Source organism: Cryobacterium sp. PH31-AA6, from assembly GCF_030063195.1.
Lineage (GTDB): Bacteria > Actinomycetota > Actinomycetes > Actinomycetales > Microbacteriaceae > Cryobacterium.
The window spans coordinates 135,214-147,659 of sequence record NZ_JASISS010000003.1 but is presented as its reverse complement, the minus strand read 5'-3'; the positions used below and the strand labels follow the sequence as shown (position 1 = coordinate 147,659).

14 protein-coding genes are annotated in these 12,446 nt (G+C 67.9%); 7 read left to right on the top strand and 7 right to left on the bottom strand.

From position 1 onward, the window contains the following. Positions 1–3 precede the first annotated feature (3 nt). Together QMG61_RS04065 and ilvA are read left to right on the top strand one after the other, a co-directional pair. On the top strand, positions 4–1,236 hold the full coding sequence (locus QMG61_RS04065; protein ID WP_283493053.1) for an AI-2E family transporter: 1,233 nt from the start codon (positions 4–6) through the stop codon (positions 1,234–1,236). Further along, the gene (gene ilvA, locus QMG61_RS04060) at positions 1,229–2,464 is read left to right on the top strand and encodes a threonine ammonia-lyase (protein WP_283493052.1); all 1,236 of its coding nucleotides are present in this window, start codon (positions 1,229–1,231) and stop codon (positions 2,462–2,464) included. The genes QMG61_RS04065 and ilvA overlap by 8 nt, the downstream gene beginning before the upstream one ends. A 358-nt stretch (positions 2,465–2,822) precedes the next feature. Here the strand turns inward: ilvA and greA are convergent, their stop codons facing one another. Then, positions 2,823–3,314 carry a transcription elongation factor GreA gene (greA, locus tag QMG61_RS04055; protein WP_283493051.1) on the bottom strand — a complete coding sequence of 164 codons (492 nt, stop codon included), beginning with the start codon at positions 3,312–3,314 and terminating at the stop codon, positions 2,823–2,825. 103 nt (positions 3,315–3,417) lie between these two features. Beyond that, entirely contained in the window at positions 3,418–3,819 is a 402-nt protein-coding gene (locus tag QMG61_RS04050; protein WP_283493050.1) for a DUF4307 domain-containing protein, read from the bottom strand. A 69-nt stretch (positions 3,820–3,888) separates the two neighbouring features. Here QMG61_RS04050 and mca point away from each other — a divergent pair, with 69 nt between their 5' ends. Next, positions 3,889–4,752, top strand: a complete 864-nt coding sequence (gene mca / locus QMG61_RS04045; RefSeq protein ID WP_283493049.1) for a mycothiol conjugate amidase Mca — start codon at positions 3,889–3,891, stop codon at positions 4,750–4,752. Next, complete coding sequence (locus tag QMG61_RS04040) at positions 4,749–5,045, top strand: hypothetical protein (protein ID WP_283493048.1); 297 nt, start codon at positions 4,749–4,751, stop codon at positions 5,043–5,045. The genes mca and QMG61_RS04040 overlap by 4 nt, the downstream gene beginning before the upstream one ends. Positions 5,046–5,054: 9 nt before the next feature. Here QMG61_RS04040 and trhA read toward each other — a convergent pair whose 3' ends face one another. After that, positions 5,055–5,756, bottom strand: a complete 702-nt coding sequence (gene trhA, locus QMG61_RS04035) for a PAQR family membrane homeostasis protein TrhA (protein WP_283493047.1) — start codon at positions 5,754–5,756, stop codon at positions 5,055–5,057. A gap of 49 nt (positions 5,757–5,805) precedes the next feature. Here trhA and QMG61_RS04030 point away from each other — a divergent pair, with 49 nt between their 5' ends. The 3 genes from QMG61_RS04030 (at position 5,806) to phoH2 (ending at position 9,307) form a co-directional block, all read left to right on the top strand. Further along, positions 5,806–6,612: an isoprenyl transferase gene (locus QMG61_RS04030; RefSeq protein ID WP_283493046.1), complete on the top strand. Its 807-nt coding sequence runs from the start codon at positions 5,806–5,808 to the stop codon at positions 6,610–6,612. A gap of 7 nt (positions 6,613–6,619) precedes the next feature. Continuing rightward, positions 6,620–7,741, top strand: coding sequence for an aminotransferase class V-fold PLP-dependent enzyme (locus QMG61_RS04025; protein WP_283493045.1), 1,122 nt, complete (start codon positions 6,620–6,622; stop codon positions 7,739–7,741). A gap of 117 nt (positions 7,742–7,858) precedes the next feature. Then, on the top strand, positions 7,859–9,307 hold the full coding sequence (gene phoH2 / locus QMG61_RS04020) for an RNA 5'-3' helicase PhoH2 (protein ID WP_283493044.1): 1,449 nt from the start codon (positions 7,859–7,861) through the stop codon (positions 9,305–9,307). A gap of 81 nt (positions 9,308–9,388) precedes the next feature. Here the strand turns inward: phoH2 and QMG61_RS04015 are convergent, their stop codons facing one another. From QMG61_RS04015 to QMG61_RS04000, 4 genes are all read right to left on the bottom strand, one after another. After that, positions 9,389–10,801 carry a class II fumarate hydratase gene (locus QMG61_RS04015; RefSeq protein ID WP_502847000.1) on the bottom strand — a complete coding sequence of 471 codons (1,413 nt, stop codon included), beginning with the start codon at positions 10,799–10,801 and terminating at the stop codon, positions 9,389–9,391. An 83-nt stretch (positions 10,802–10,884) separates the two neighbouring features. Continuing rightward, positions 10,885–11,538, bottom strand: a complete 654-nt coding sequence (locus tag QMG61_RS04010) for a carbonic anhydrase (RefSeq protein ID WP_283493042.1) — start codon at positions 11,536–11,538, stop codon at positions 10,885–10,887. Beyond that, on the bottom strand, positions 11,535–12,206 hold the full coding sequence (locus QMG61_RS04005) for a DUF4245 domain-containing protein (RefSeq protein ID WP_283493041.1): 672 nt from the start codon (positions 12,204–12,206) through the stop codon (positions 11,535–11,537). The genes QMG61_RS04010 and QMG61_RS04005 overlap by 4 nt, the downstream gene beginning before the upstream one ends. Continuing rightward, positions 12,203–12,445, bottom strand: a complete 243-nt coding sequence (locus tag QMG61_RS04000; protein ID WP_283493040.1) for an exodeoxyribonuclease VII small subunit — start codon at positions 12,443–12,445, stop codon at positions 12,203–12,205. Before QMG61_RS04000 ends, QMG61_RS04005 begins: the two co-directional genes overlap by 4 nt. Position 12,446: the final 1 nt, after the last annotated feature.

The following is a 12,446-nucleotide window of genomic DNA, read 5'->3' as shown; positions in this document are numbered from 1 at the left end:
TCGGTGACTGAATCCACGGGAAAGCCAGGCTGGGGGGCGCTGTTGTCCGGGCGCAAACGGCGCGCGGACGCACCGATCCCGAACGGGATCGACGAGAACATTCCCGCCGGCATCCGCCTCGCCGGCGCGTGGTCCTGGCGGCTGATCGCGATCGGCGCGGCGATCGCGGTCTTCCTCTTTGTTGTCGTGCAACTTCGGCTCATCGTCATCCCCCTGCTCGTCGCCGTGCTGCTCTCCTCCCTGCTCGTGCCGTTGGTCAGCTTCCTCGTGCGGCACAAATGGCCCAAGGGCCTCGCCGTCGCGCTCTCCCTACTGGGCACCCTGGCGGTCCTCGGCGGTCTCGTCACCCTGGCTGCCACCCAGATCGCGGTCGGCACGACGGGACTGAGCACGAGGCTCGCGACCTCGTACGCCGGGCTCAAGGACTTCCTGCTCGCCTCGCCGCTGCACCTGACCGAACCACAGATCAACGACTACCTGCAGCAGGCGTGGACGGCCATCCAGGCGGACAGCGCGATCTTCGTCAGCGGGGCGCTTTCGGTGGGTTCCTCCCTCGGGCACCTCCTGACCGGGTTGCTCCTGACGCTGTTCAGCCTGCTCTTCATCCTGATCGACGGGGCCGGGATCTGGGCCTGGGTCGTGCGGATCTTCCCCCGTCGGGCCCGCGCCGCCGTCGCCGGTGCGGGAGCGGCCGGTTGGGAGACGCTGGGCAACTTCGCCAAGGTGCAGATTCTGGTCGCCTCGATCGACGCCGTCGGCATCGGCGTCGGGGCGGCGTTGCTCGGGGTGCCGCTCGCGGTGCCGATCGGCGTGCTTGTCTTCCTCGGATCCTTCATCCCCATCGTCGGCGCCGTCGCGACCGGCGCGGTGGCCGTCGTGATCGCCCTGCTCTTCAACTCCTGGCCGATCGCTCTGGCCATGCTCGGTGTCGTGCTGCTCGTGCAGCAGATCGAGGGCCACGTGCTGCAGCCCTTGATCATGGGCACGGCCGTCAAGGTGCACCCGCTTGGCGTGGTGCTGGTCGTCGCCGCAGGGTCGCTGCTCGCCGGCATCCCCGGCGCGCTGTTCGCCGTGCCGATCGCGGCGGTGCTCAACGTCATGATCAACTTCATCCACCGCGGCACCTGGCGTACCGCGTTCACGGACACGGCCGCGTCGACCACTTCACCGCTCTGGCAGACCGTGCCGCAAAGCCGACCTGGATTCCACCCGAACGAGAGCGCCGCCCATGACTAACGTTTCACTCGTCGGCCCCACCCTGGTCGACTTCGAGGCGGCGCGCGCCGTCGTCGCGACCGTGGCCAAGGTCACCCCGATGGAGAGCTCCCGCTACCTCAGCGAGGTGCTCGGCTCGACCGTTCACCTCAAGTGCGAGAACCTGCAGCGCACCGGGTCGTACAAGCTCCGCGGGGCCTACAACCGGCTTTCCCAGCTGACCGACGAGGAGAAGTCACACGGGGTCGTTGCCGCGTCGGCAGGGAACCACGCCCAAGGCGTCGCCTTCGCGGCCCGTGAGCTGGGCATCAAGGCCACCATCTTCATGCCGGTGGGGGTTGCCCTGCCCAAGCTCCAGGCCACCCGCGACTACGGGGCGCACGTCATCCTGCGCGGCAACACCGTCGCCGAGCCGCTGCTGGCGGCCGCGGCCTACGCTATCGAGACCGGAGCGATCCTGATCCCTCCGTTCGACCACCCGGATGTCGTCACCGGTCAGGGCACGCTCGGTCTGGAGATCCTCGACCAGGTCCCCGACCTCGACACCGTGATCGTGCCCATCGGCGGCGGCGGTCTGGTGTCCGGGGTCGCGAGCGCGCTCAAGCAGCGTGCCGCGCGTGAGGGGCGCACGATCCGGGTGATCGGCGTGCAGGCCGAGAACGCCGCGGCGTACCCGCCCTCGCTGGCCGCCGGGATGGCCACCGAGATCGTGATCTCCCCGACGATCGCCGACGGCATCGCGGTGGCCAAGCCCGGGCTGCTCAACTTCCAGATCGTGCGCGACATGGTCGACGAGATCGTGACCGTCACCGAGGACGACACCGCACGGGCGCTGCTCGTGCTGCTCGAGCGCGCCAAGCTCGTGGTCGAGCCGGCCGGCGCGGTCGCCGTGGCGGCGATCCTGGCCGGGAAGATCACCGCGTCGGGGCCGACGGTCGCGATTCTCAGCGGCGGCAACATTGACCCGCTGCTGATGCAGCGGGTGATCAGCCACGGCCTCGCGGCATCCGGCCGGTACCTGACCCTGCGGATCATGCTGCCCGACCGTCCGGGTCAGCTCGCACGCATCTCCGAGCTGCTCGCGGAGGCACACGCCAATGTGATCGAGGTGTTGCACACCCGGCACGGGGTCGGGCTGCAGATTAGCGAGGTCGAGCTCAACGTGAGCGTCGAGACCCGCGGACCGGAGCACCGTCAGCACGTCGTCGACGTGCTTCGCTCGGCCGGGTACGACCCGCAGAGCGACTAGCCAGGGACTCGCGCTGCACCGAGTGAGCCTCTTTCTTAGGCCCGCTCAGGCCCGCTCGGGCCCCCTTAGGCCCGCTTGGTCCCCTTGGGCAGCCGGGGAATCGGCCGGTTTCGTCGCGGAGTCGGAGCCACCGTGTGGAGGGGGTCTCGACGGGCTCGACCACCGGGGTGCTCGACCACCGGGGTGCTCGACCCCCAGGGTGCGCTCGCGGCCCGCGTTTGCGCTCGGGGCGCGCGGTCTACGGTGCGCCCGCTTCCCGGAGGCGCGCCGCGAGGGTTCGTCGGGTCGAGTCTGTCGAGTTGCGGGAGCGCTTCGCGCCCGGGTGATGCGCGAAAGCCTCCGCTTTCTTCGGAGACCGCTAGTTGCCGGCCCAGGTCTCGACGAGAAGGATCTCCACTTTGATTTCCTTGCCGTTCGGCGTGGCGTACGCCGTGCTCGCGCCTTCCTTCAGGCCGATGATCGCGGAGCCGAGGGGGCTCTGCTCGCTGAACACGTCCAGGTCGCTTCCGCCGGCGATCTCGCGGCTGCCGATCAGGAAGCGGGTTTCGTCTCCCGCGATCGTCGCGGTGACGACCGTGCCGGGCTCGACGATGCCGTGGCTCTCGGGCGCACTGCCGACCTCGGCGTGGCGCAGCAACAGGACCAGGGTGCGGATGCGCGCCTCCTGCTTGCCCTGCTCGTCTTTGGCGGCGTGGTAGCCGGAATTCTCCTTGAGGTCGCCCTCTTCGCGTGCGGACTCGATCTTCTTGGCGATCTCGACCCGTCCGACGGTGCTCAGATCCTCCAGCTCGGCGGCCAGACGGTCGTAGGCCTCCTGAGTCAGCCAGGTGACCGTTGTGGGGATAGTCATGGGTTCTCCTCCTCGTTCGCGTAGTGCGTGAGCGACCCGCAGGGTCTACCTGCGGCTATACAACGGACGCCCCGACGTATTACGTCAGGGCGAAGTCACCAGTCTAGGTCAGCCAGCACCGGTAAATCAATCCGGTATTGCTCTGCTCGCTCGTGCGGACAAGCTCGGTGAAAGCCCGCGAATACAGGTTGCTCGGCGGCAGGTCGATCACCTTCCAGCCTACGACCGTGAAGCTCTCGTTCAGGGCCTCCACCGCGCAACTCGCCGAACGGCCGACGGGGATCGATGCTTCGAAGGTGACGCTCACGCTGTTCTCATCGATGATGCTGTGCCCGATGTCCCTGGTCTCCAGCAGGGGTTTCGACCCGCCCAGCCCGATCCAGACGACCCCGCCCACCAGCACGGTGAGCAGGGTTCCGGCGCCGATCCAGAGCAGTCGACGGTCGCGGAGCCCCCGTCCGGGCGCGCGACCGTACCGGGAGTCGAGGTTGCTGTTCAGGGCCACGGGGGATCCACACTCACTGTTCACCGATTAGTCTTATCTCAAGGCTATCGGGCAATTCGGAGGAGTTTGATGACACTGCGACTCTTGGCGGTGCACGCCCATCCCGACGACGAGTCGAGCAAGGGTGCGGCCACCTACGCGTACTATCGGAGCCTCGGCGCCGAGGTGATGGTGCTCAGCTGCACCGGGGGCGAGCGCGGCAGCATCCTCAACGATGAGATGGTCGGCCACGCCATGGCCGAGCGGGACCTATCCGGACTCCGCCGGCTGGAGATGAGGGCCGCGCAGGACCACCTCGGCGTGCAGCACCGCTGGTTGGGCTACGAGGACTCCGGCATGGATGACGACGGCTCGGTCCCCGCGAACTCGTTCGCCGCGATCCCGTTGGAGATCTCGGCAGAGCCGGTCGTGCGCGTGATCCGCGACTTCCGGCCGCACGTGCTCATCACCTACGACGAGAACGGCGGCTACCCGCACCCCGACCACATCCGCTGCCACGGGGTGTCGATGGAGGCCTATCGGGCCGCGGCCGACCCGGCCAGGTACCCGGATGCCGGTCCTGCCTGGCAGGTCGACAAGCTGTACTACGACCGGATTTTCAACCTCGAGCGGGTCGACGCCATGTTCCTCGAACTGAGCGTCACCGAGCCGGAATCCCCGCTGCTGGAGCCGCTCGGCGAGGCACGCGAGTGGATGAAGAACTACCCGAAGCTGGCCACGACCCACGTTCCGGTCGGCGACTTCCTCGAAGCGCGGGACGCGGCCCTCCGTTCGCACGCGAGCCAGGTGTCGCCGGGCAGCAGCTTCTTCTTCTGGCCGAACGACCTCATTCGCCAGGCCTGGCCGTACGAGGACTTCCAACTCGTTGAATCGAAAGTTGACACCGACATGCCAGAATCCGATCTCTTCGCCGGCGTGCAGGAGGATTCGTGACCGCGCTCCTGCTCGCTGGGCCGGTCGCCGGCTTCGTTCTCGCCAATACCCCGCCGCCCGAGTTCAATCCCGAGACGGTGACGCCGGGGCCGGCCGGCTTCGTCGCGATCTTCTTCGTCGCCGCCATGGTCGTGGTGTTGGCACTGGACCTGAACCGCCGCGTCCGCCGGAACACCTACCGGGCAGAGATCAAGGAACGTCTCGCGGCCGAGATCGCTGCGAATGCAGCCGCGGCAGACGCCGGCGTGACCACCGATGGTGATGCGGACAGTCAGGGTACGCCGACCACGTAGCGCTCCCGGTCAGGGGTAGAGCGGGTGGGTCGCGATGATCAGGATGGCGATCCAGTGGCAGAGGAACGCCACCACGGTCAGGCTGTGGAAGATCTCGTGGAAGCCGAAGACCCCGGGAACCGGGTTGGGCTTCTTCATGCCGTAGACCACGGCGCCAACGGAGTAGCACAGGCCGCCGATCATGATCAGGGTCATCATCGCCGCGTTCGCCTGGAAGAAATCGACGATGAACATGAGCGCGCCCCAGCCGAGCGCCAGGTAGAGCGGAACGTACAGCCAGCGCGGCGCGTGGATCCAGAAGACGCGGAAGGCGATCCCGAGGATCGCGCCTCCCCAGACCAGGGAGAGCAGCAGGATCGACTTGGCCGGCGGCAGCGCGAGCACCGCGATCGGCGTGTACGAGCCGGCGATCAGCAGGAAGATGTTCGCGTGGTCGATGCGCTTGAGCACGATCCGGGTCATCGGTTTCCAGTTGAACCGGTGGTACAGGGCCGAGTTGCCGAAGAGGAGCATCGAACTCAGCACGAAGACGAATGAGCTCCACTTTGCCGCGTCGCCCTGGGCGAGCACGAGCAGAACGATTCCGGCGATGATCGTGACCGGGAATGTACCCGCATGGATCCAGCCCCGCCAGGTGGGCTTGACATCATCCGTGTGGGGAGTGTCTTCCTCCATCAGCGGCAGGTTGGGAATGTCGTCCTCGGTGGCCATGTTGTCAGAATACGACAGAGCACATGCCCGCTGCGGCACGCGAGCGCCAATGTGGGCTACCGTGAACGTTGTGCGAAAGCGGCAAATTCCCTGGGCGCGGGGCATCCTCTACGGGTTGTACCAGCGTCGTCTTCGTCGCGGGCTGAATCCGGCCGTGCTGCCGGGCCATGTGGCAATGATCATCGACGGAAACCGGCGTTGGGCCAAGCAGCTCGGCTTCGATTCGGCGGCCCACGGGCACCGGGCCGGGGCCGCGAAGATGCTCGAGTTCCTCACCTGGTGCGACGACCTCGGCATCTCGGTGGTCACGCTCTATCTGCTCTCCTCGGACAACCTGACCAACCGGGAGAGCGAAGAGCTCTCCGAGCTGTCGAAGATCATCGCCAAACTCGCGGAGGAGCTCTCCCGTTACCGGGACTGGCGGGTTCAGCAGGTCGGTAACAAGACCGGGTTGCCCGAGGACCTCGTTGCGGCGCTGGACGCCGCGGAGGCGCGCACCGCGCGTAAGAAGGGGCTGCACATCAACCTCGCGGTCGGCTACGGCGGCCGCTCGGAGATCACCGACGCGATGCGCAGCATCGTCGGCGCACACCTCGAGAGCGGCGGCACACTCGCCGACCTCGCCGAGACCCTCACCCCCGACCTGATCGGCGCGCACCTCTACACGGGCGGCCAGCCCGACCCCGACCTGGTCATCCGCACCTCAGGCGAACAACGGATCAGCGACTTCATGCTCTGGCAGAGCGCGCACAGCGAGTTCTACTTCGTCGAGGCCCTCGGGCCGGACCTGCGCCAGGTCGACTTCCTCCGCGCCCTCCGTGACTTCGCCAAACGCCAGCGCCGGTTCGGCAGCTAGGAGCCTGATGGACGCCATCGACCGGTTCGCGGAGGGCTTCCTCGAGGAGCCCGGCTACCTCGACTACGCCCGGGTCGGACCGATGTCCGCGGCCGTCGTCGCCGAAACGCTCGGTCAGGCCGAAGTGCTCTCCAGGGCCCGCTACGGCAGCCTCGACCACCTGCACGAGCAGGATGCGCGGTTGCGCGCCGCGGTTGCGCACGCGACCGGCTTCCGGGCCGACCAGGTCGTCTGCGAGCCGAACACCACCACCGGCATCATGCAGGCCATGTTCGGCCTGACCGGGGGCGTGCTCCTCTCCCCGAATGATTTCCCGACCGTCCCGTTCGCCGCCGTGCGCGCCGCCGAGGCGCTGCGTGTGGTCGAGCCGGTCTGGCTGGCCACCGAGCACGGCAGGGTCACACCGGGGGAGATCAGGGAGCAGCTCACCCCCGCCATCGTCGCGGTCGCGGTCTGCCTCGTTGACTCCCGCACGGGCCACCGGGTCGACCTGGACGGCATCCGCCAGGTCATCGGCGACCGTCTGCTCATCGTCGATGCCATCCAGGGTTTCGGGGTCATCGACGCGCCCTACGAGGCGGCGGATGTCGTCGCCTCCGGCGGTCAGAAGTGGACCAGGGCCGGCTGGAGTACCGGGTTTCTCGCTCTCAGCGACCGGGCCGTTGAGCGACTCGTGCCGGTGTTCTCCGGCTTCGCCGGAACGGATACCGCCGAGCCGTGGGACGAGGTGTTGCCGCCGAGCCGGAGTGCCAACGCATACCGGGTGAGCAACGGTGACCCGATCGCTCAGGCGCGCTTCGCCACCGCCCTCGAGGATATCGCCGGGTTCGGCATCGCCAGCATCGAGGCCGCGGTCGCGGTGAACGTGTCGGAGATCATCGATCTGGCCGACGAGTTCGCCATCCCGGTGGTGTCCTCACGCGACGAGCGCGAACGTGCGGGAATCGTTGTGCTCGAACCCGCCCGGGCGCAGCTGACGATGCTGACCGCGGCGCTCCACAACCACGGTGTGACGGCCACCACCAGGGACGGCACGGTGCGGCTCAGCGCCCACGCGGTGCTCTCGGTCGACACGGTCGACATGCTCCGCGGGGCGTTCACCTCGTATGCCTCCGCGGCAATCTACTGACCGCGCCACGGACCGCGGCGTCGCCGTCCGGGTGACGGATTGGTTACCGTCTGATATCGATGGGCGTGTCGTACTTCCCATGGAACCGTTAGGAAAGTAGCGTCACATCCATCAGGTATGGCGCCTGATCGAGTCGGCCACATAAGTACGGCTCGAGAACCTCGTGGCCGCTCGCCAACACAATCCGCGCCTTTCGAGGCCGGGGTGGGAGTGACTGTGACCGCTCATCAGACCGACCAAAAAGGTTCGCCCCGGAGCAATCAGGGTGTCGAACAAGCCGAATGCACCTACGTACTCGACACCTCAGTCCTGCTGTCCGATCCCAAGGCCATTTTTCGCTTCGCCGAGCACTCGGTCGTGCTCCCCGTTGTCGTGATCGCCGAGCTCGAGGCCAAGCGGAACGACCCGGAGATCGGGTACTTCGCTCGCCAGGCACTGCGCCTCCTCGACGAGTTGCGGGTCAAGCACGAACGGCTCGATTTTCCGATCCCGGTCGGTGACGGCGGTAGTCTCCGGGTCGAGCTGAACCACTCCAACATGTCGGTGCTTCCGTCCGGCCTGCAACTCGGGGACAACGACTCCCGCATCCTGGCCGTGGCGATGAACCTGGCCAATGACGGCCTCAACGTGACCGTCGTCTCGAAGGACCTTCCGCTGCGGGTCAAGGCGGCCTCGATCGGCCTCCTCGCCGACGAGTACCGACACGAGCTTGCGGTCGATTCCGGCTGGACCGGAATGGACGAGATCACCCTCGGGTCCAACCAGATCAGCGACCTCTACGAGAAGGAGGTCATGCACACCCGTCTCGTGCAGGACATGCCCATCAACACGGGACTGGTCATCCACTCCGACCGCGGCTCCGCGCTCGGCCGGGTCACCGGCAAGGGCGAGATGAAGCTCGTGCGCGGCGACCGGGACGTCTTTGGGCTGAAGGGCCGTTCGGCGGAGCAGCGCCTGGCCATCGACCTGCTGCTCGACCCGGAGATCGGCATCCTGTCGCTCGGGGGGCGAGCCGGTACGGGGAAGTCGGCGCTCGCCCTCTGCGCCGGCCTCGAGGCCGTGCTCGAGCGCCAGCAACACCGCAAGATCATGGTCTTCCGGCCGCTGTACGCCGTCGGCGGTCAGGAGCTCGGTTACCTTCCCGGCGACGCGAACGAGAAGATGAGCCCGTGGGCCCAGGCGGTCTTCGACACGCTCGGGGCGATCGTGTCAGAGAACGTGCTCGAGGAGGTGCTCGAACGCGGCATCCTCGAGGTGCTGCCGCTCACCCACATCCGGGGCCGGTCGCTGCACGACGCGTTCGTCATCGTGGACGAGGCACAGTCCCTGGAGCGGAACGTGCTCCTCACGGTGCTCAGCCGGATCGGACAGAACTCACGGGTCGTGCTGACCCACGACGTCGCCCAGCGGGACAACCTCCGGGTCGGCCGCTTCGACGGGGTGGCCTCCGTGATCGAGACGCTGAAGGGGCATCCGCTCTTCGCACACATGACTCTCACCCGCTCGGAGCGGAGCGCGATCGCCGCCCTGGTCACCGAGATGCTCGAGGGCAACGAACCGGGCTAACGCCCACCGCGGAGTGATCGCCCGTTCCAGCCTGGACAGCCAGGCGGAACGGGCGATTCGGGCCGGAGAACGGCGAGGAGGCTACCGAGCCTGCGGCGGACGCGTCATGCTGAGCACGTCGAGGGCAACGTCGAGCTGCTCGAGGGTGACCTCGCCGCGGTCGACAAAGCCGAGGTCGATCACCGATTCGCGTACCGTCATGCCCTGCGCCACCGAGTGCTTGGCGACCTTCGCGGCGGCCTCGTAGCCGATCACCCGGTTGAGCGGGGTGACGATCGCGGGCGAGGACTCGGCCAGCGCGCGGGCACGCTCAAGGTTCGCGGTCAGGCCGTCAATGGTCTTGTCGGCGAGCACGCGGGTCGCGTTGGAGAGCAGCCGGATCGACTCGAGCAGCGCGGTGCCCATCACGGGGATGGCCACGTTCAGTTCGAAAGAGCCGGACGCTCCGGACCAGGCGATGGTGGCGTCGTTGCCGATGACCCGCGAGCAGACCATGAGCACGGCCTCGGGGATGACCGGGTTGACCTTGCCGGGCATGATCGACGAGCCAGGCTGCAGGTCGGGGATGTGCAGCTCGCCGAACCCGGCGTTCGGGCCGGAACCCATCCAGCGGAGGTCGTTGCAGACCTTGGTGAGGCTGACCGCGATGGTGCGCAGGGCGCCGGATGCGTCGACGAGCCCGTCGCGGTTGGCCTGCGCCTCGAAGTGGTCGCGGGCCTCGGTCACGGGCAGTTCGGTCTCTTCGACGAGCATCTCGATCACGAGCTGCGGGAAGCCGGCCGGTGTGTTGATGCCGGTGCCGACCGCGGTGCCGCCGAGCGGAACCTCGGCGACCCGGGGGAGTGCGGTGCGCACGCGCTCGATGCCGAGCCGCATCTGGCGCGCGTAACCGCCGAACTCCTGGCCGAGGGTGACCGGGGTGGCATCCATCAGGTGCGTGCGGCCGGCCTTCACCGCGCCGGCCCAGAGCTCGGCCTTCGCCTCGAGGGCGACGGCGAGGTGGTCGAGGGACGGGATGAGGTCGTCGATCAATGCGCTGGTCACCGCGATGTGCACGGAGGTGGGGAACACGTCGTTCGAGGACTGGGAGGCGTTCACGTGGTCGTTGGGGTGCACCGGGCGGCCGAGAGTGCGGCTGGCGAGGGTGGCGAGCACCTCGTTCATGTTCATGTTCGAGGAGGTTCCGCTACCGGTCTGGTACACGTCGATCGGGAACTCGGCGTCGTACCGGCCGGTGGCCACCTCGTCGGCGGCCGCGGCGATCGCGTTCGCGATGTCCGCGTCGAGAACTCCGAGGCGGGCGTTGGCCAGGGCCGCGGACTTCTTGATCCGGGCCAGGGCCGCGATCTGCGCCGGCTCCAGCACGGAGCCGGAGATGGGGAAGTTTTCGACGGCACGCTGAGTCTGTGCGCCGTACAGGGCGTGGGCGGGAACCCGGACCTCGCCCATCGTGTCGTGTTCGATCCGGAAGCCGGCTTCAGCGGTCTTGTCCACCACGGTGTGTATTACCTTTCGATTGTCAGACGGGGAGCGGGGAAAGCGTCAGGGTGCGGCGACCACGCGGCGGGGCTGCGGGTTCAGACTGAGCCGACGACGATGTCGGGCACGGCCCGGCCCTCGAGCAGCCGGTAGTTCGCCCCGACGATAGCCAATGTACCTTCTGCGACCGCGTCGCTGATCATCTCCGAACGCTCGAGCAGCTCGGTGACGGTGTCGCGCAGGTGCTCACGGCCCACGGCGAGGGCGTCGATGGTGTGCGGGTCGATCGGCTTCGTGTCCGGCACCCCGCTCACCCGGCGCACGGCCGGCACGATCTTCTCGATGATCTGCGCGATGTGCACGGGCAGCGCGCCGGCGTCCGGCGCCTGCGAATCGATGGCGGCACGCACTGCTCCGCAGCCGTCGTGACCGAGCACGAGGATCAGCGGCACGCGCAGCACCGCCACCGCGTACTCCAGTGAGCCGAGCACGGAATCGGAGATGACCTGGCCGGCGTTGCGCACCACGAACAGGTCCCCGAGGCCCTTGTCGAAAATGATCTCCGCAGCCAGGCGTGAATCGCTGCAGCCGAAGAGGGCCGCGTCGGGAGTCTGTTCGACGGCGATTTCGGCCCGCCGGTCCACGTCCTGCCGCGGATGCCGGGGCTCACCGCTCACGAAGCGTTCGTTGCCCCGCTGGAGCTCACGCCATACCTTGGCCGGCGTGGAGGTCGAGTCGTCGTTCCCTGTCATTCCTGGCCTCCCGTGGCGCCGGTGCTGTTGGTGGTGATCTGGGCGGCCAACACGCCGGCCAGCTCGTCGAACTCGGTTTCGGACGCGGTGCCGACGAGCAGGTAGACGCTCGTTCCGGCCTCGGTGACCAGGGCGTAATCGAAGTTACCGCGGTCGTTCTCCGGGGCCGTGTTGCGGTAGACGTCCCAGCGGACGCCGTCGATGAGCCGCGTATCGGCCGGCGGGGCATTCTTCAGCCGAGCGGAAACCCAGGACGGGTTCGCGCCGAGGCCCTGGGTCAGCCCGATGAACTGGTTGCCCTTGGTGAGCAGGCCGATGTACCAGGACGGGATCTTGTCGGAACCGCCGGCGCGCCATTGGGCGGCGTTTGACCGCCAGCCGTCGGGGAGCTCCGGCACCAGCAGCGGTTCGTCGATGCCGGTCTGCAGCTGCGCGGCCACCGAGGCGAAATCGACCGGGCGATCCAGCGGGGCCTCGCTGCGCGGCACGAGCAACACGAGCACGAGCACGGCGGCCACGGTCACCAGCAGGGACAGCACCAGGTTGTTCACGGTCTTGCGAGCCCGATAGACGCGGGAGTTCTCGGCCAGCCTGATCCGGGTCTCCTCCGGTGTCTCCGGGCGGCCGAGTTCGGCGACGACGCGGGGCGGGCGTTTGGCGGCGCTCATCCGGCGGTTGCGGCGGTGTCGGTCTGGCCGGCGCGCGCGGCGTCCAGCCTCGCCTTGGCACCGATCAACCACTCCTCGCAGCGGCGGGCGAGTGCTTCGCCGCGTTCCCAGAGTGCGAGCGACTCCTCGAGGGTGGCGGCTCCCTGCTCGAGGGCGTTCACCACGCGCACGAGTTCGTCCCTGGCCTGTTCGTAGCTCAGAGCGGAAAGGTCGTCTGCTGGCGAGGTCATGGAATCCATT